Raw genomic sequence first — 19,362 nt, 5'->3', positions numbered from 1 at the left:
GCTTCGTACCGTTCATACGCGGACTTTCTTCTTTGTTTTTTGACTGTATTATAATCACATCTAACTGCTGAAAGACTCCAGATAGTGAAACACATCCGTCATTGTGTCGAACCAGACTCCTTCCAGCAGTTTTTCCTGTTCTTCCACGGAAAATTCTGAGAGCGGCATATGGGTCTGGAAACAGACTTCGCCGCTTGTTCCGTCAAAGATAAGCAGCATCCCATCCTCCGCCGTCAGACAATAGCCGGATTGTTTCTCCGCCACTTCCGGTTCCGGGTTCAGAACCGCATTATTCTCCGGCATCCGCTCTGACTCATACACGCGCCCCGGTACCGGTTCCGCCCGCCGTGGACGGTACCACCAGAGCCCTGCCGCCAGAAGCAGAAGCATTGCAAAACAAAAAAGCGCCGCAAACAGTATTCCCTGATATTTTCTCATAATAAGGATACCTCCTGTTGTGTATCCTTATTATTCACTTTTTTCTAAATTTTAATCATAACTAAATTTCTAACCCTACATCAGATGCAGCTTCCGGCAGATGCGTGTGAGTTTCCGTCCCATCGGCATTGAATACATCTCATCTTCCTCGATACAGTGCAGCTTGATAAGAAGCACGCCATATACCGCGACCGCCACAAGCACCGCTAGCAGCGTTCCCAGCACATTGCTGTGGATCACCAGCGTAACCCCACGGTACACGCCATATGCCGCCGCGCCCATAAATGCTGCGCTGATTGCCGGCAGCAGGAAGGTCTTGACCATCTCCTGGCGGTAACCGAGTGTGTTGCGGATCGCGATCGCATTTAAAATGCACATAAAGAGCGCAAATAAAATACTTGCAAATACCATACTGTAGATACCCATATTGAAGATCATCAGCATAATATACAGCGCAATCACGTGTAATGCCAACGAAATCAGGGCGTTCCGCACCGGAACATTCATCCGGTTCAGTCCCTGTAAGATTGCATTGGTAACCGTCGAAAGCGACAGGAAGATAACGGCTGAAGCGCCAATCATCATCATACGGATCGCTTCCGCATTGTTGCCGCCCCGGAATAACAGGTTATTGACCGGCGCTGAAAGTACCGTCAGCCCCACCGCCGACGGAATCGCAATCAGCATAGCAAACCGGATCGCAAGGGCTGTCTTCTCAATCGCCGCCATTCGGTCCTTACGCGCTATTGCACCGGACAGCGAAGGAATCAGCGACGAGGACAGTGAGTTCGCCATCGCAAGCGGGACATGTACCAGCAGCATATATTTGTTGTTGTAGATACCCCAGAGGGCTAAAAACTCTTTGCCGCGTCCCAGCGACTCCATGCCGTGCGCCATGATACCGTTGTCAATAACCGAGTTAATATTGTAAACACCCGAGCTTACGATAACCGGAATAACGGTAAAGAAGAAGATTCTCGAAATCTGACGGTAGGAATCCACACTACCGCTCCGATCCTTGGCAATCCGCCGTTTTGCCGTCGGACGGTAGAGTAAAAACAATACCAGCACAAATAACAGGCTGCAAACGCGCCGCTTCCTGTGCCGATCGTACCGCCTGCCGCGCCAAATGCCTGTGCATATCCATCTTTTCCATATACTTTCGCTGTATCCAGTCCCACCTTGAAAAGGACGCTGGCGGCCACCACACTGATAATCGCGTTGACCACCTGCTCCAGGATCTGGGAGATCGCCGTCGGAATCATCGTTCCATGCCCCTGGAAATAACCGCGCAGCACACCCAGATACGCCATGATCCAGATCGTTGGCGCAAGTGTGCGGAGTGCATACACGCAGAATGGCGTGTTAAACAAGGTTGTTGCAAAAAAACCTGCAAAATTCCAGGTAATAAAGCATGCCAGACCACCTACGACCGTCGCATAGACAAGCGCCGCCCGCAGAACACGGTTCATATTGCGGTACTGCCCTTTCGCAAGGCGGGCCGCTACCATCTTCGACACCGCCAGAGGCAGACTGTACGATGAAAGGATCAGCATGATATTATATACGTTGAATGCCGTCGAATAATATCCCATGCCCTCATCGCCGATGATATTCGTCATCGGGACGCGGTACAGAATACCGATCAGACGCACAATGATACCGGCAACTGCCAGGATCGTACCCTGAATGACAAAATTTTCTTTTCTCACCGGAACCGCTTCCGGCTTCCGGCTGCTTCCTGACCGGTTACGGCTTCTGCCCGCACTTTCCCGGCTGACTCCAGCTGCTTCTTCTCTACGTCCTGCCGTGCGCTGCCGGCTGATTATCTCTCTTTCTGTCTCTTCCCGCATTCCGGGTTTTCTTCTACTCCGTCTGTTCTCCATAGAATTCCGCCTTATCCATACGGTCATTTGGAAGGATGCAGACCCAGGTCTTGCCCGGATTCAGCTTGATTTCCTGACCGTCCATATCGTAATACTTTGTGACGCCGTAAGCGCCGTCTTTTTCCCAACGAATCAGAATGCCGTGTCCATTTGTAAAATAATACCCCATCGCCGGTGTATGGACATCAATATCCAGATATTCCGTCGGTTTATAATATTTCCACAAACAGTATTGGAAAATAATATTTTTAACCGCTATCTGTCCTTCATCTCCCATATGCGGACCGCCATACTGATACCGGTAGTACAGCCCGTCCTCCGGGTGATACTCAAACCAGGGATTGCTTAACTGATAACCTGGCACTACTTTGGCCGCTGCGATACCATCCTCAAAGCACACCGGCGCACTCTCCGGCGCAAAAGTATAATGCCCCTCATAGCTCTCCGGATACGCATCCGCATAACCGCTCGCCTCGATCGCCTGGCGCAGCTTTGGTCCCGATGCATAGGCATTGTGCGGGGTCTTCCGATCCTTGGTCCGGAAATACGCAGATACCCCATTACCTTTGATTCCGTCTAAATGTTCCATCTGCTCCAGATACGGAAGTGCAAACGTATTCTGCCCATAATGTGCATAGACTGCCTCAAATTCCCTTGCAAAAAAAGTATAGTATGGGCGGCAGCTCCGGACGGAACCGATCCGGTCCAGATCGTCATAGTCCTCTATCAGTGCCATATATCGGTTCATGCTGCCTTCCACCGGTGCCTCATAGACCACTCCGGCATGGTTGATGCCATACTGCGGAAGCGCCGCCTTGTCATTGCTCATCATGATTGCGAGCGGACGGCGGTTCGCCTTTGCGACATCCGTCCATTCCCCGGTCAGATAACTCTGTATCTTCCCGTCTTTTTCGTAACGTCCCTCCGGCTCTGCTTCCGGCTGCGTTTCGGCCTCCGTCTCTGTATTTAAGGACAGCTCACGTGTCTCCTCCTGTGTCTCTGCTGCCGTTACCGATATTTCTTTGTGAGCCGAACAGCCTGACAGCCAGCAGACTGCCATCAGAGTCAGTGCCAGTGCCTTATTTTCCAACCGCTTTTTTTCATTCCATACTTCCCCCATCACATCCCCATATGCCTCATTTCCCGAATGGGCTCTCCCCTTTCCCTCCGGTTCTTTTCCCTGCTTTTAGCGCGTATACCCTTTGCCAGCCAGGATTTCCTCCTGTTTTTTCTCCATCACAAGGCGTTCGTCATCTTCCATATGATCGTAACCGCACAGGTGCAGCATACTGTGTGCCACCAGGAACGCCAGCTCGCGCTCCTTAGAATGACCGTATTTCTCCGCCTGCTCGTCTACTTTATCGATCGAGATCACGATATCGCCCAGAAGAAGTTCGCCCGTCTCCGGGTTAAAATAGTCCTCTGACTGCTCTTCCAACCGTTCAAAATCGGACGGCACATCGTAATCCCCCATCGGAAAAGAGAGGACGTCGGTTGCCCGGTCGATTCCTCGGAATTCCTTATTAATACGATGAATCTCCTCATCATTTGTCAGGACTACATTGACCTCCGCCTCATACGGGCATTTTTCATAATCGAGCGCCGCAACCACGATCTCCTCGATGATCGGACGGTAATCTATCTCCCACTCCCGCTCTGCTTCATATTCGATCTGGATTGTCATCTGTTCTTTCTTCCTCCATCTTTCCGGTCACGCGTCCCGGAATTATTTCTCCGGAAACCGCGGGACGCATCCGCATCTTTTTTCTCATACGCATCGTACGCCTCTACGATCTTCTGTACCAGCGGATGGCGGACTACATCGCTGCTGGTCAGATAGCAGAAACCAATATCGTCAATTTTCTTGAGTACATGAATCGCCGTATCCAGTCCGGACGCAGCTCCGGCAGGCAGATCCTTTTGCGACTGGTCGCCCGTCACAATCACCTTGGAACCAAAGCCGATACGTGTCAGGAACATCTTCATCTGTGCCGGGGTCGTATTCTGCGCCTCATCGAGAATGATGAACGCATTATCCAGGGTACGACCACGCATGTACGCAAGCGGCGCCACCTCAATCAAGCCCTTCTCAGAATTGTGCAGGTAACTTTCTGCCCCCATAATCTGATACAGCGCATCGTAAAGCGGACGCAGGTACGGATCGATCTTGCTCTGCAGATCGCCCGGCAGAAAACCCAGTTTTTCCCCCGCCTCGATCGCCGGACGCGTCAGGATGATCCGGCTTACCTCGCCACTCTTAAATGCCTGTATCGCCATCGACATCGCCAGATACGTTTTTCCGGTACCCGCCGGACCGATGCCAAATACAATCATCTTCTTGCGGATCAGGTCCACGTACTGTTTCTGTCCCATCGTCTTCGGTTTGACCGGCTTGCCCGTGATCGTCCGGCAGATGATATCCTTATCGATCTCGAGAATCTGATCGTCCTTCTCCGTGAAGGACAGCGACAGGGCGTAATCAACATTCTGCTCGGTAACGGTATTGCCGCGCCTGGAAAGCTCTAACAGATTGTTGAACACACTCTTCGCCTGCCGGATCGTCTGCTCCGGACCGATGATTTTCAGCGCGCCGTCGCGTGTGATCATCGTCACGTGCAGCGTCCGCTCAATCTTTTTCAGATACGCGTCAAACTGTCCGCATACATTCCGCTCATGCTCCATCGGAATATCAATCATTGTCTCTATTATGCTCATTCCTTTGCTGTTCTCCTTGTGTCACAACTTGAATCGGCTCCTCCGTCTGAAGCCGTACCTCAAAATGGCAGACTCCGCCATTTATTAGTATTCTACCATCACTTGCCATAATATGTACACCTTTTTCGATCAATTTTTCTTCCGTCTCCTTTTGAAATGCCACTGACAGCGCCGCAAGCTCTGGTTCTGTATACTTTTTTTCGCAGACAGACGTCTCCCGGTACTCACTCCACCCGACAGAAAGCGGCAGATAAAAATCAAGCGGGAGCCGCAATTTCCGGTACTCCGTCCGGATCGTCCAGGCAGGTTTCATCCGCCTGCTCCGTCTGAAAAAGCCCCACCGCTCCGCCATATCGAATGTATGTTCTATCATATCATAAAATTCTGGAATTTTCCAGTAAAATGTGTGTGTTCCTGCTTCCAAAGCAATTCCGTATCGTTTCTTTCCCGTTTCCGTCCGCATTTCCCTCCAGAGCGGAAGCTCCTTTCTCCCGACCCGCTCCCGGATCCCATATATATCCGCATCCGCCCGCACCCGGTAAGAGGAAATTTCTTCGCCTCCATCATCTGTGATCGGCACCGTTCCCGACACCAGAAGCTGCCCCTTTTCCACCGTATCTCCCGCCTGCACAAGCGGGATTCCGCTCCGGACGACTACCGACGTGATCCGCGCGTCTGATACCGCCGCCAGATCGCACGCCTCGCCGGACTCCACTTCCTGACGGACCGGAACCTCGCTCTCCCGCAGGCGGATGAAAAGGCGCGTCCCATGCAGGCGCACCGACACCCAGGTGATATCTTCAAATGACTCCCGCAGTTCTTCCTCCAGCCTCGCACAGGAAATCCGCTTCTTGGGAATTCCCTCTTCAATCTGCAGCGTCTGGAGGTAATGATTCAGCTCACTTTCGGTATAACGCCGGTTTCCACTCCAGTCGATCTCCCAGACAAATTGTGCCAGAAACAATAATAACAGAAAAAAAAGGACGAAGCTGACCGCCCACCCTTTCCGTTTCCGGTTCCGCCAGAGAAACACCGGCAGCCCACGCTTTTCAACGATATGCAGACGGACTCCCGCTTTTCTTGCCAGTGGCGCACACCGCTTAAAATCGCGGATTTCCATATAAAACAGCAGATTTTCCTGCTCTTTTTTTACCTGCCAGACATTTAAACCTGCCAGCGTACAGAGATTCAGGAATCTCTCCGGGGAGGTGCCGCGCATGTTAAGCCGCACTATCCCATGTAGAAGGTGTCTTACCTTCGCCATACTCATTCCTCACAGCACCCCAAATTCGACAGACACAATCTGCCCCGTGACCCGCAGATTATCGCGGTCATAATACTCAATCGAAAGCCCCTTCCCCTTGATAGTAAGCCGGGTGTTCTTTCCCGTCAGCCGCAGCATTTCGTCGGAAAAAAAGAGAATGCTCCTGTAATTTTCCACCACAGCCGCCCGACTGCCGGTAAATACAGAAGCATCTCTCCGAGAACGACGTCCTCCGGCAGATGGAGCGCCGAAACGATCGCTTTTTTCTGTCTGCCAAACAAGCGCCTACCGCCTATTTCATTGTTATTATCTAATATATGTAGGAAAGCAGAAACTATGCCGTTTACCGTTTTCCCGTCAAACCCACTATCATTTCCAGCAGCCGCGGCACACAGTAAATCAACGGCAATGCATACCGCAGGGAAACCACCGGTCCCAGCAGAAGCGTTCCCCAGCAGCCGAGCAGAAGCATCATCGGAAGGATCTCATACGCCCGGCGCTTCCAGACTGCAAATCCTGCTGCAAACAGCATCAGCCAGAACGGAAATGCCTGGTTTAGAAGCACCGACAGCATCGGAACCGACTGGAATGCCGGTGTCAGCGTTGCCTCCCTCAGCCAGTCCGAAAGCGCCTGAAAATGGCTGTTCCGCGTGATATGCAGGATATTCAAATCATCTTCCAGGTACGCCCCGTCGTATAAAATATAGCTGATCCAGTACTGATTGTCTCCTATATACCAGTACCCCCAGTTTCCCATCAGAAATGAATCCAGATAAATACCCGGATGGCGCTTCCCGATTTCCGCCCAGGTACGAACGAAGCGTCCTATATCTGCCTGCATCACTTCCGTATGGATCCATTTTTCACTGGATCCGCATTGACACGGACATACTCACTGAGCGCCTGCGGGTCAATCAGCGTCTCGATATATTCCTTTTCCTCCGGCGTCAATTTCTCCGGAACTTCATGATACATGCGCGCCAGCTGCTGCATTGGCACGCACAGCATCTCCCTCGCATCGCCCTTTCCCACGCCGAACGCCGTTGGAATCGGACCAGATAAAACATACCATAAAGCTGCCACCAGCAGAGATGCCCTAATAAACCTGTTTTTGCAATACACTTTTTTTCGTAGAAACAGGCAGGCTGCCAAGACAAAAAACAGGAAGACATAGATTCCCTGATTCCGGAACAGGCACATAAAAAGCACACTCACAAAAAAGAGCAACCAATCACCCGTCTTTCCCACTTTTTTCTGAGAACCTGTTTCGTTCAGATTTTTCTCTTTATCCAGCTCTCTTTCTTTATCCAAATCCTCTTTCTTCTGGCACATTCCCCGCCAAAAATGCTCCGGATCCTCAACTAGACAACACGCCGTATCAAATGACAGCAAGAAAAATGCGCCAAAGAGCACATCTTTCGTCGTGACAAAGGAAAAGACCGTCAGATACGGATTCAGGATCCAGAACGTCCACGAAGCAACGCAGAGCCATCGCGGTGCCCGCCGCGCTTTCATCCGGCACAGACACAGGGAAAATACCGCACTCATAAAAAACGACTGCGACAGCGCATACAGCGCCATTCCTGCCTGATAGGTATGGAACAGACGCCCCGCAATCTTCATGCAGAGTCCCAGATATAGCGTGTGAATTAATGGATGGTGGGTTGTCAGCGGCAGTTTTCCATAAAACTGAAGGAGCTGCGCGGACGCATCGTAAGAATAAATGCCCGGATAAACCGCCAGAAAAACCGGGAGATAGACGCACCAGGAGAGAAACATCCATTTCAGCCATGTCCCCAAATCCAAATTTTTCGCTGCGCGCTGTTTCGATTCCCATCCCTGGCTTTCCACATCGCGGCTGCTTCCCTGGTCTTCGCAGTCTTTCCCCCTCCGTGCTTGCGTCCGTTTCTGGTAACTGTTCACAGGCAGGAATTCTCTGAACTGAAAATCCCTTATCTCAGGCCAGCCACGCCCCAAAGCATCCAGTCCCACACAAATCGCCCAGACCATCACCGTCATACACACCACCCAGCCCGCCAACTGTCCCAAAAACTGACCCGCCGTCCGGTAAATCAGCTCATTGCGGCTGTAACGGATTCCCAGAAGAATCATCAACCCCATCAAAACACCCAGCACAAGGCTGACTGCTGCCAGGCGCCGATCCGCAATATATTGTTTCAATCCCTTTCCCCGTCTCTCATTTTCCTGCTTCTCTCTCATGCCCCTCACTCCATCATCCGCCACATCGCATTTCTTCTTTTTCTCCAATTGCACAAAAAAGTCCTGGTTCATATGAAAACCAGGACTTTTGCGTTACTTAATTGTATTTGCGTTTTCTAGCAGCTTCGGATTTCTTTTTACGACGAACGCTCGGTTTCTCGTAATGCTCTCTTTTCCGAATCTCCTGCTGGATACCAGCCTTAGCACAGTTTCTTTTGAATCTGCGTAAAGCGCTGTCCAGACTCTCGTTATCTTTAACGATTACATTTGACATAGCTCACACCTAACCTCCCTCCAGTTGTGTAATAAGTGCATATTAATACAACTGTATGGGTATTTTTTTAGCACTAAAAAGATTATATCATAAAATGATACGTCAACAACATTTTACATTTTTTTTATGATTTTTTTATTTTACTTGCTCTGCTACTACTTCTGCCGCTTTTTCAAGGGCTGCTGCAATACCAGACGGATTCTTTCCGCCAGCCTGTGCCATGTTCGGACGGCCACCGCCGCCGCCGCCGACAAGACCTGCGATTGCTTTGATTAGGTTTCCAGCATGTGCACCCTTCTTCATCGCACCGTCAGTTACAGAAGCCATCAGGCTTACCTTGCCATCCAGAGTAGATGCAATCAGAACAACGCCGTCGCCCAGCTTCTCTTTCAGCTGATCGCCCAGATTACGCAGACCGTTCATGTCTACATCCTTAACCTCAACTGCCAGCAGCTTCACGCCGTTTACATCCTGTACCTGGTTCATAACATCGCCCAGAGAGTCGTTCGCCAGCTTACTTTTTAACTTCTCGTTCTCTGCGTGCAGAGTCTTGATCTCCTCTAACATGGACTCAATCTTGCTGCTCAGTGCCGCCGGAGTGGTCTTTGCCAGTTTCGCCGCCTCATGCAGCTCATTCTCTACCTCTTTGTAGTGGTTCATCAAACCGGTGGAGGTCAGCGCCTCGATACGGCGGACGCCTGCTGCAATACCAGCCTCAGAGAGAATCTTGAAGGATGCAATTGTGCCTGTGTTGGATACGTGTGTACCGCCGCAAAGCTCGGTGGAGAAATCTCCCATCTTGACAACACGGACTTTCTCGCCGTACTTCTCGCCAAACAGTGCCATCGCGCCCGTCTTCTTTGCCTCATCCAAGGACATAACATCGGTTACAACCGGCAGGGATGCTGCAATCTCATCATTTACAATCTTTTCAACCTTCTCTATCTCCTCTGGAGTCATCGCAGAGAAATGAGTAAAGTCGAAACGCAGACGGTCACGGGTTACCAGGGAACCAGCCTGCTCTACATGGCTACCAAGTACGGTACGCAGCGCTTTATGAAGCAGATGGGTTGCGGAATGGTTGCGGGAAGTCAGTTCACGGTTTTCCTTGTCAACCGACATGGTTACTTTTTCTCCCACCTCGAACATACCCTTTACTACAACACCGACATGACCGATCTTGCCACCCTGTAAATGAATGGTATCTTTTACTTCAAACACAGAGCCGTCCGGAGCGGTAATCTGACCGAAGTCACCCTCCTGGCCACCCATGGTTCCGTAGAACGGGGTTTCCTTGGTGATAATTGTACCAGTCTGACCGTCAGTCAGTGCCTCTACAATCTCATCCTCGGTCGTCAGAACGGAAATCTCGGATTCCGCTGTCAGACGATCATAGCCGATAAACTCAGTTGTAATAGCCGGATCGATGGACTGGTATACCGTAACATCCGCGCCCATATAGTTAGTCGTCTTTCTCGCCGCTCTCGCCTGTTCTTTCTGGCGTTTCATCGCTGCGTTGAAGCCGTCCTCATCGATACCGAGGCTCTTCTCCTCGAGAATCTCACGGGTTAAGTCGATCGGGAATCCATACGTATCGTAGAGCTTGAATGCGTTGTCGCCGGACAGCACTTTTTCGCCCTTCTTGTTCATATCTTCTTCCATATCAGCAAGGATCGCAAGGCCCTGATCAATGGTCCTGTTGAACTTATCCTCTTCCTCCGAAAGAACCTTGAAAATCATCGCGCTCTTCTCTTCCAGTTCCGGATAACCATCCTTGGAAAGGTCGATAACGGTGCGGGACAGAGCTGCTAAGAACTCACCCTCGATGCCAAGTTTTTTGCCATGGCGTGCTGCACGGCGCAGAAGGCGGCGCAGAACATATCCGCGTCCCTCGTTGGATGGCATAATGCCATCGGAAATCATGAAGGTGCAGGACTTGATATGATCCGCTACAATACGCAGAGAAATATCGGTCTCATGATCTTTCTGATATTCGGTATGTGCCAGCTCGCAGACACGGTCTAACAGAGCTTTGTTGGTATCAACCGTAAACAGGGAATCTACATCCTGTACGATCACTGCCAGACGCTCCAGACCCATTCCGGTATCAATGTTCTTGTGCTCCAGCTCGGTGTAGTTGCCGTGACCGTCGTTGTTAAACTGGGAGAATACATTGTTCCATACCTCCATGTAACGGTCACACTCGCAGCCTACCGTACATCCCGGTTTGCCGCAGCCGTATTTCTCACCGCGGTCATAGTAGATCTCAGAACACGGACCGCACGGACCAGCGCCATGCTCCCAGAAGTTATCCTCTCTGCCAAAGCGGAAAATACGCTCTGCCGGAATACCCATCTCTTTGTTCCAGATATCAAATGCCTCGTCATCGCTCTCGAACACAGACGGATAGAGGCGATCCGGATCAAGTCCGACAACCTCGGTTAAAAATTCCCAGGACCAGTGAATCGCTTCCTCTTTGAAATAATCACCGAAGGAGAAGTTGCCAAGCATCTCAAAAAAGGTACCATGACGGGCAGTCTTACCGATATTCTCGATATCGCCGGTACGAATACATTTCTGACAGGTACATACTCTTGTTCTCGGCGGAATCTCCTGACCCGTAAAATATGGCTTTAACGGAGCCATACCAGAGTTGATAAGCAGAAGGCTGTTATCATTATGCGGAACCAGAGAGAAACTCTTCATTGCCAGATGTCCCTTGCTCTCAAAAAAGTCTAAGAACATCTTTCTAAGTTCGTTCACACCGTATTTTTTCACGTTGCTTCCTCCTATAGTTACTTCTATTTAAGTAAAATTTTCCTCATTCTTTATATCCTATCATAGGAATTTACATTTCGCAAGAGGTTTATCGGTACAAAAAGTGTACAAAAAGTGTGTAAAAATGGGACCCTTACCGCAATTCTATATGCCGCAAAAGTCCCATTTTCTAATTTTTTCACTACTCTGCCGGAAGATACGATTCATACAAATCCAAAAGCTCATACGCCCGATCCCGCGTCGAATTTGCCAGCGACGCCGTGTACTCGACATTTTCCATCGTGCCGCCCTTGTAACGCTCCGCCGCCTGTTTCGCCGCCGTATCACGTTCCCGGATCCATCTGCGTTCCCGACCACGCAGCGTGTCTGTCTCCTCGTCTGGAAGCACCGCCATGATTGCCTGATAAATCTGATTTAATTCGGCATCCCAGAGCCGGTACTCATACGCGACTGCCTCCCGCATCGCGTCGGTCGTATTCGCACTTCCCGAATTTTCCAGGTTTTGAATCGTATTCTCGATCTCGCCCAGCCGGTTCCGGTAATCTTCCGCTGTCCGGTCCGAGCCTGCACCTGTCCCGGAGGACGCGCCTCGCGCAGGAGATACAATTCCATTTTCAACCGGGGACACAACCGCCCCTGTATTCACAGAATGATCCGACTCATCGCCCGCGCTCTGCTTCTCTGCCGCCTTAGCAGCCGCCCGATTATCTGCACGTTTTTCCTTTTGTTCACCTAAAGACTGGACAGAAACATCTCCTTCCGCCTGCATACAGGCTCTATCTTCTGTCCCCACGCTTTCCGCATGCGCCATTTTTTTAGAAGATGGCTCCGGCGCATCCTCCGCCAGACCATTTTCCGCTGCTTCCGCCGCAAATGGTTCCGCCTCATACATCGCCTCCGGTCCGACCGTCAGGCTTCTCTCACTTCCCGCCTGCTCCCGGATATAACGCCGCGTTGCCGCCGTCGTCACAATCCCCAGCACCAGAATCAGACCGAGGGCAGCGATCATTCCTTTATTTTTCAAATTACTCTCAACCGCCTTTGCTATTCCTGTTCACTTGATAATTTTAAAATAACACATTTAAGACGGTTTGAAAATAGATGATCGAAAGATGTAACATATCGTAAGGGTTGTTATAGTAACTGCTCACAGGTAGGAATTTTCTGAACTGAAAATTCCGTACAATACAGTTCCGGATGCAGATTTTGCCGATTTGGAATGCGAAGCATCGGCAAAATCCTGTTACTGGGCACACATGTGTGAGCAGTAACGAGCTATACCCCCGGATCCACCATCAGCTCGTCCCCATCCGCCGCCGAAGTAGCCAAAAAGTCACATCTCTCATTCTCCGGATGCCCATTATGCCCCTTCACCCAGAAAAACGAAATCTGATGGGGTTCCTTGGCAGCGAGCAGGCGCTTCCATAGATCTACATTCTTAACCTCCTCATTTTTGCCGCGTTTCCAGCCCTTTTTGATCCAACCCTCGATCCAGTGCTGGTTAAAAGCGTTGACGAGATACTGGGAATCTGAATAGAGTTCGATCTCGCAGGGGCGGTTGAGCGCCTCGAGACCGGCGATAGCTGCCATCAGCTCCATACGGTTGTTCGTAGTTCGTTTGTAGCCGCCGGAAATCTCTTTCGTGTGCAGTTTTCCTGCCGGATCTACATAGTGAATGACGGTTCCAAATCCGCCCGGACCATCTGGATTGCCGCGGGCGGCGCCGTCTGTGTATATAGTTACTTTCAAGTCAGAAATCTCCTTTATGTCTATTATTGAAGCTTAGCGGTCCCACTTATCGCAGAGCGAGTTGATCTGGTCGGCAAAACGTGCCAAATCTTTGTTCGCCCCGCCCTCGTTATGCATAACAACACGGCGCAGGCGGTCGCAGGCTGCCAGCAGGCGGGCAAATACACCAGCCGCTTTCTTCGTTGCTTCGTTCACTGCCGGTTTCTGAATCGGAATACCCTTCGTAACAGTCACGAAGCATCCCTCTTTCAGGTCGTAGGAACTGCCGGAGAACGGAGCCATCGCATTGATGCCGTAAGTTTCCTTGACCGTCTCTGCAAATGCATCGCACACTGTGTCATCGCCGTGTACCACGAAGACCTGGGACGGTTTTTCCATAAAACTGCCAACCCACTCCAAAAGCCCGGTCTCGTCCGCATGGCCGCTGATGCCCTCGATCTTCTCGATCCGTGCTTTGACCTCGATCGACTCACCGAACAGCTTCACTTCCTCGCGTCCCTCAATAATGCTGCGTCCCAGTGTGCCGACTGCCTGATAGCCAGCAAACAAAATCGTACACTCCGGTCTCCAGAGGTTGTGTTTCAGATGATGGCGGATACGGCCCGCATCACACATGCCGGCTGCCGAAATGATAACCTTCGGTTCCTCGTTGAAGTTGATTGCAACGGAATCGCTGCTGGTGATCGAGAGATGCAGACCCGGGAAAGAAATCGGATTGATGCCCTTTTTTACCAGCTCCTTCGTCTCTTCATTGTAGCAATCCATCATATTGTCCTTGAACACGCCGGTCGCTTCCACCGCCATCGGGCTGTCTAAGTAAACCGGAAATACGCCGTGCCCGGTTACAAGATTTTTCTCCTTGATAATACGGATGTAATTCAACACTTCCTGCGTTCTGCCGACCGCAAATGCCGGGATCACGACATTGCCGCCCTTATCCAGCGTCTCCTGAATCACGCGGGCAAATTCTTCCACGTGATCGCCTGTATTCTTGTGGAACCGACCGCCGTAAGTACTCTCCATGACAACATAATCCGCCTGACGGATGTACTGCGGGCTGCGGATGAGCGGCTTGCTTTTGTTACCGATATCACCTGAAAATACAATCTTCTTGGAACAATCGTCTTCCTTCATCCAGATCTCGATCGAAGCCGAACCAAGCAGATGTCCCACATCGACAAACCGAATCTCCAGATTGTCATTCAGACGGATAATCTCATTGTAATTGCAAGGGACAAAGTGATGCAGTACCCCTTCTGCATCGTTCATCGTGTAAATCGGTGTCACCTCCGGTTTTCCGGCACGCATGGCTTTCCGGTTTTTCCACTCCGCTTCTGACTCCTGGATATGGGCGCAATCTTTCAGCATGATATCACACAGATCGCAGGTCGCGCGCGTCGCCATAATCTGTCCGCGGAATCCCCTCGCATAGATAAGTGGAAGCAATCCCACATGATCGATATGGGCGTGCGTCACCAACACATAGTCCACATCCGAATACGGAATCGGAAGTTCTGCATTTTCATACTTGTTGATCCCCTGTTCCATACCGCAGTCAATCAGAATATTCAGCCCGCATGCCTCCAGAAAATGACAGCTGCCTGTAACCTCATGATCCGCACCGATAAATGTAAGCCTCATAAAATCAGCCCCCTGTTCTGTCGTTTATGTTTCCGCATACCCCTTGCGGAAAGTGTTTTTGCTATTAGCCTCATTATAACTGATTTCTGACAATTTTGCAATTTCCCCGATAAAGTTTCGATAAAATTTTCATAAAATCACCTTATCTGTCCCACATTCCCATTCCAGACAACGCACCATTTTCCCAACAAGAGCCAGACCTATTCTATTATATAATAATACAGATCATCCCCCCATTGCTGTCATTGATGATTTTCTGCAGCGTATCCTGCAGCTTCACCTGGCAGTCCTCAGTGAGCTGGGAGATCTTCGCCTGAATCCCGTCATCGACGATCTGGGCGATTGATTTCCCAAAAATATTGGTTTCCCAGATGCCTTCCTCACCTTTTCCAGCATTCTCCCGGATGTATCGGATCAAATCCTCTGCCTGCTGTTCATTTCCCACAATCGGCGCGATCTCCGTCTCAATCTGCGCTTGATGAGATTGATGGACGGCGCCTGCGCTTTCATTTTGACTCCATATTTATTGCCGTGGCGCACCACCTGCGGCTCATCGAGGACGATCTCCCCGCGTTCCGGCGTAACAACCCCATAGCCCTTCTTGCGCGCCTGCGTGAGCGCCACGGATGCCTTTTCATACTCGCTCTGCATCGACGCCAACCGCTTCAAGGTCTGCATCAGCTGGTACTCGCCCTCGATCGGCATTCCCACATACTCGCTGAGGATCTGATAATAATGCCCGTCGTCCAGCTCGACCACCGCCTGAACGCTGCCATCATCCATTTTCATTGATACAATCCGGATCCGACGGATCGCTTCCCCGGTTTCCTCCGGCAGCGCCAACGCCACATCGCGCATATGTACCGTCCGATCCATCATCCCCCGGACTGCCTGTATGACCTCCGATTTAAGCCAATGGCTGTTTGGCAGAATCTCCAGCCATTTCGGAATCGAAAAATCGATCTCCGTGACCGGGAATTCCAGAAGCACCTGCCCCAGAATCTCCCGGATATCCTCGGCGCGCAGCTGCTCACAGTTGACTGGGAGCACCTGCACCTCATATTTTTCGGTCATCCGGGCTGCCAGCGCCCGCGTCTCCTCCGAATATGGTTTCTGCGAGTTTAAAAGCACCAGAAACGGCTTTCCCAGTTTTTTCAGTTCCTGCACGGTCTTCTCTTCCGCCGGAACATAATTCTCCCGTTTCACTCCCCGAAACTGCCGTCCGCCGTAACCACAAGCCCGATCGTCGAATGATCCGTGATGACCTTGCGCGTTCCCAGCTCGGCTGCCGCTGTAAATGGGATCTCCTCCTCATACCACGGCGTCCGCACCATGCGTTCTTTCTCGTTTTCAATATGACCGGCAGCGCCTCCACCATGAAACCGACGCAGTCGATCAGGCGGACCCGCACCTCCACACCGTCCCCAAGCGAGAGCTTTGCCGCCTCTTTAGGGATAAATTTCGGTTCCGTTGTCATGATCGTTTTCCCCGCCGAAGACTGGGGAAGTTCATCCCGGGCGCGCTCGCGGGCATGGACATCTTCCAGCCCCGGAAGGACGAGAAGTTCCATAAAGCGCTTAATAAAGGTCGATTTCCCTGTCCGAACCGGACCAACCACCCCAATATAGATCTCGCCGCCGGTTCGCGCCTGGATATCGCTGTATACATTAAAATGATCCATAAAAATACCCCCTTGGTCTGCTGATACAATGTATTCAGACCATAAGGGGGTTATGAATATTCCCATTTGGAAAGCTCCGGCTCACAGAACATTTTTATTCGCTCAGATAAGCCTTCTTCACTCTCTCATTATTCATCAGTTCTTTCGCATCACCGCTCAGAACGATATTGCCCGTCTCAAGCACATATGCTTTGTTGGAAATGGAGAGCGCTTTTTTCGCATTCTGCTCGACCAGAAGAACGGTCACTCCGTCCTTGTTGATTTCCTGGATAATATCGAAAATCTCATTAACATAGAGTGGGGACAGACCCATCGACGGCTCGTCGAGAACGATCAGGCGCGGGTGGCTCATGAGGGCGCGTCCCATCGCAAGCATCTGCTGCTCGCCGCCGGACAAAGTTCCGGCAAGCTGGTTCTTGCGCTCTTTCAGACGCGGGAAACGCTTGTAAATCATTTCGATCGTATCTTCAATTTCCTTCTTGTCATTTCTCGTATACGCACCCATTTTCAGGTTCTGAAGAACCGTCAGGGAAGCGAACACACGGCGCCCCTCCGGCACGTGGGCGATTCCCATTGATACCAGCTTATAGCCCGGTACATGGGTAATATCCGTTCCCTCAAATGTGATATTGCCTGCCTTGGACGGCAGCAGACCCGTGATCGTGTGAAGCGTCGTCGTCTTTCCGGCTCCGTTGGCACCGATCAGCGCTACCACATCGCCCTGTTCTACCTCAAAGGAAATTCCCTTGAGTGCCTGTATCACACCATAATATACCTGTAAATCTTTTACTTCCAGCATTGACATACGAAACTTCCCCCTATTCTCCCAGATATGCTTTGATAACTTCTGGATTGCTGAGTACTTCGCTGGTCGGTCCCTCTGCCAGCATATGACCGAAGTTTAAGACCGTCAGGCGCTCGCAGATACCGGAGACCAGCTTCATATCATGCTCAATGAGAAGTACGGTCATATCAAAATGATCGCGCACGAAACGGATCGTCTTCATCAGCTCTGCCGTCTCATTCGGGTTCATGCCGGCTGCCGGCTCGTCAAGAAGCAGAAGCTTCGGCTCGGTCGCCAGCGCTCTGGCGATCTCCAGCTTTCTCTGCTTGCCGTATGGGAGGTTCGATGCCTTATAATCAAACTCTTTGTCGAGGTCAAACACCTTCAAAAGCTCCATTGCGCGCTCATCCATCTCTTTCTCAACCTTGTAATAGGACGGAAGACGCAGAATGCCGCTCAGCGTAGAATATTTATGATGGTTGTGAAGACCAACCTTTACATTGTCAAGCACGCTCAGCTCCTTGAACAGACGGATATTCTGGAAGGTTCTCGCGATGCCTGCCTGATTGATCTGGATTGCCTTGTGACCGGTAATGTCCTTTCCATCCAGCAGAATCCGTCCGCCATCCGGCTTGTACACGCCCGTCAAAAGGTTGAAAATAGTCGTTTTACCAGCGCCGTTCGGTCCGATCAGACCGTAGAGCTGTCCTTTTTCTATCGTGATGCTGAAATCATCGACCGCTTTCAGACCGCCAAAAGAAATACTTAAATTTTTTACATCCAGCATTGCCATGATTTACGCCTCCCCTTCTGTCTTCTTTTTCCGGAATGATGAAAAGATGCGCTCGCGGACCTCGATCGCCTTCGGGCTGGAGGTCAAAAGCATCATTGCAATCAGGACGACCGCGTAAATCAGCATACGGTAATTATTGAGGCTTCGAAGCATCTCCGGAAGCAGGGTTAAGATAACCGCCGCGATCATGGAACCACGGATATTTCCGATGCCGCCCAGAACCACAAATACAAGGATCATAATGGACATATTATAACCGAAGCTTTTCGGGGTCGCTGCCAGCGTCGCCAGGTTGTGTGCGTACAGAACGCCTGCCACACCGGCTAAGGAAGCAGAGATGGTAAATGCCATCAGTTTGTATTTCGTGATATTGATACCCACAGACTCTGCCGCAATACGGTTGTCGCGGATCGCCATGATCGCACGGCCTGTCCGGGAATTGATGATATTCAATACAATAAACAGGGTCAGGAGTACCAGGATAATGCCGATCGTAAAGGTCGCCGTCTTCGGTGTACCTGTGATACCCTGTGCACCCTTGATGATCACCTGACCGTCCGCTGCCAGCTTTAAGGAAGCTACATCTTTCATGGAAACGTGGATTCCGTTTCCGTCGATGCCGACGTACAGAACATTGATAATATTTTTAACGATCTCACCGAATGCCAGCGTTACAATCGCCAGATAGTCTCCTTTCAGACGCAGAACCGGAATACCGATGAGGATACCAAATACCGCTGCTACCGCCGCACCGACAAAGAGCGCCAGAATGAAGCGTACCTGGTTGCTTGCGATCAGATTTTTCATGGCATGATTAAAAAATGCACCTGAAAACGCACCCGCACACATGAATCCGGCATGACCCAGACTCAGCTCACCGAGGATACCAACCGTGAGGTTTAAGGAAACCGCCAAAATCGTATAGGTACAAAGTGGAACCAGAATACCCTTTAAAAGACTGTTTACATGGCCGCCTGCCATCATAATCTGAATCAGAATGTAACAGCCGATTACAATCGCATATGTGATCGCATTCTGAATCCGAATTTTATTTTTATATGCATTCATTTTAAACACCTGCACTTTCTCTTGCTTATTGCAGTTCATGCACCATCTTGTTTTCACACGGCACTTTCCGT

At 50.7% G+C, this 19,362-nt stretch carries 18 protein-coding genes and 1 pseudogene; all 19 read right to left on the bottom strand.

The features are described from left to right. Window positions 1–60: 60 nt before the first annotated feature. The 19 genes and pseudogenes from DWX76_RS06670 to DWX76_RS06585 all read right to left on the bottom strand — a co-directional run bounded on the left by DWX76_RS06670 (window position 61) and on the right by DWX76_RS06585 (window position 19,291). Entirely contained in the window at window positions 61–438 is a 378-nt protein-coding gene (locus DWX76_RS06670) for a hypothetical protein (protein WP_106999838.1), read from the bottom strand. A gap of 75 nt (window positions 439–513) precedes the next feature. Beyond that, a complete protein-coding gene (locus tag DWX76_RS14985) occupies window positions 514–1,440 on the bottom strand; it encodes a polysaccharide biosynthesis C-terminal domain-containing protein (RefSeq protein WP_412694009.1) in 927 nt (308 codons plus the stop codon). Then, window positions 1,380–2,324 (bottom strand): oligosaccharide flippase family protein, encoded by a 945-nt coding sequence (locus DWX76_RS14980; RefSeq protein WP_412694000.1) that lies wholly within the window; start codon window positions 2,322–2,324, stop codon window positions 1,380–1,382. The genes DWX76_RS14985 and DWX76_RS14980 overlap by 61 nt, the downstream gene beginning before the upstream one ends. Continuing rightward, complete coding sequence (locus DWX76_RS06660; RefSeq protein WP_243022478.1) at window positions 2,305–3,444, bottom strand: DUF3048 domain-containing protein; 1,140 nt, start codon at window positions 3,442–3,444, stop codon at window positions 2,305–2,307. Before DWX76_RS06660 ends, DWX76_RS14980 begins: the two co-directional genes overlap by 20 nt. 66 nt (window positions 3,445–3,510) lie before the next feature. Beyond that, a complete protein-coding gene (ybeY, locus tag DWX76_RS06655; RefSeq protein WP_022359625.1) occupies window positions 3,511–4,008 on the bottom strand; it encodes an rRNA maturation RNase YbeY in 498 nt (165 codons plus the stop codon). Beyond that, on the bottom strand, window positions 4,005–5,039 hold the full coding sequence (locus DWX76_RS06650) for a PhoH family protein (protein ID WP_118570357.1): 1,035 nt from the start codon (window positions 5,037–5,039) through the stop codon (window positions 4,005–4,007). The genes ybeY and DWX76_RS06650 overlap by 4 nt, the downstream gene beginning before the upstream one ends. Then, window positions 5,014–6,303, bottom strand: coding sequence for a sporulation protein YqfD (locus tag DWX76_RS06645; protein WP_182429746.1), 1,290 nt, complete (start codon window positions 6,301–6,303; stop codon window positions 5,014–5,016). The genes DWX76_RS06650 and DWX76_RS06645 overlap by 26 nt, the downstream gene beginning before the upstream one ends. 9 nt (window positions 6,304–6,312) lie before the next feature. Further along, window positions 6,313–6,480: a YabP/YqfC family sporulation protein gene (locus DWX76_RS14320; protein ID WP_243015178.1), complete on the bottom strand. Its 168-nt coding sequence runs from the start codon at window positions 6,478–6,480 to the stop codon at window positions 6,313–6,315. A gap of 166 nt (window positions 6,481–6,646) precedes the next feature. After that, entirely contained in the window at window positions 6,647–7,144 is a 498-nt protein-coding gene (locus DWX76_RS14975) for a DUF6020 family protein (RefSeq protein ID WP_118570355.1), read from the bottom strand. Continuing rightward, complete coding sequence (locus DWX76_RS14970; RefSeq protein WP_147353839.1) at window positions 7,144–8,523, bottom strand: DUF6020 family protein; 1,380 nt, start codon at window positions 8,521–8,523, stop codon at window positions 7,144–7,146. Before DWX76_RS14970 ends, DWX76_RS14975 begins: the two co-directional genes overlap by 1 nt. 97 nt (window positions 8,524–8,620) lie before the next feature. Then, a complete protein-coding gene (gene rpsU, locus DWX76_RS06625) occupies window positions 8,621–8,797 on the bottom strand; it encodes a 30S ribosomal protein S21 (RefSeq protein WP_003504099.1) in 177 nt (58 codons plus the stop codon). Window positions 8,798–8,932: 135 nt separating this feature from the next. Beyond that, window positions 8,933–11,542 carry an alanine--tRNA ligase gene (gene alaS / locus DWX76_RS06620; RefSeq protein ID WP_227589512.1) on the bottom strand — a complete coding sequence of 870 codons (2,610 nt, stop codon included), beginning with the start codon at window positions 11,540–11,542 and terminating at the stop codon, window positions 8,933–8,935. A 214-nt stretch (window positions 11,543–11,756) separates the two neighbouring features. Beyond that, window positions 11,757–12,599 carry a lysozyme inhibitor LprI family protein gene (locus DWX76_RS06615; protein ID WP_118570353.1) on the bottom strand — a complete coding sequence of 281 codons (843 nt, stop codon included), beginning with the start codon at window positions 12,597–12,599 and terminating at the stop codon, window positions 11,757–11,759. A 251-nt stretch (window positions 12,600–12,850) separates the two neighbouring features. Then, complete coding sequence (gene rnhA / locus DWX76_RS06610; protein ID WP_022359619.1) at window positions 12,851–13,324, bottom strand: ribonuclease HI; 474 nt, start codon at window positions 13,322–13,324, stop codon at window positions 12,851–12,853. A gap of 33 nt (window positions 13,325–13,357) precedes the next feature. Beyond that, on the bottom strand, window positions 13,358–14,965 hold the full coding sequence (locus DWX76_RS06605) for an MBL fold metallo-hydrolase RNA specificity domain-containing protein (RefSeq protein WP_118570352.1): 1,608 nt from the start codon (window positions 14,963–14,965) through the stop codon (window positions 13,358–13,360). Window positions 14,966–15,173: 208 nt separating this feature from the next. Further along, window positions 15,174–16,646, bottom strand: a pseudogene (gene spoIVA / locus DWX76_RS06600) (stage IV sporulation protein A). Between the two features lie 94 nt (window positions 16,647–16,740). Further along, complete coding sequence (locus DWX76_RS06595; RefSeq protein ID WP_022359704.1) at window positions 16,741–17,451, bottom strand: ABC transporter ATP-binding protein; 711 nt, start codon at window positions 17,449–17,451, stop codon at window positions 16,741–16,743. A 13-nt stretch (window positions 17,452–17,464) separates the two neighbouring features. Continuing rightward, window positions 17,465–18,223, bottom strand: coding sequence for an ABC transporter ATP-binding protein (locus DWX76_RS06590; RefSeq protein WP_022359705.1), 759 nt, complete (start codon window positions 18,221–18,223; stop codon window positions 17,465–17,467). Window positions 18,224–18,226: 3 nt separating this feature from the next. Further along, complete coding sequence (locus tag DWX76_RS06585) at window positions 18,227–19,291, bottom strand: branched-chain amino acid ABC transporter permease (protein ID WP_118293682.1); 1,065 nt, start codon at window positions 19,289–19,291, stop codon at window positions 18,227–18,229. Window positions 19,292–19,362: the final 71 nt, after the last annotated feature.

Source organism: Clostridium sp. AF21-20LB, from assembly GCF_003478795.1.
In the GTDB taxonomy this organism is placed as follows: domain Bacteria; phylum Bacillota; class Clostridia; order Lachnospirales; family Lachnospiraceae; genus Otoolea; species Otoolea fessa.
The sequence above is the reverse complement of the archived record's forward strand: the minus strand, read 5'-3'. Positions and strand labels throughout refer to the sequence as shown.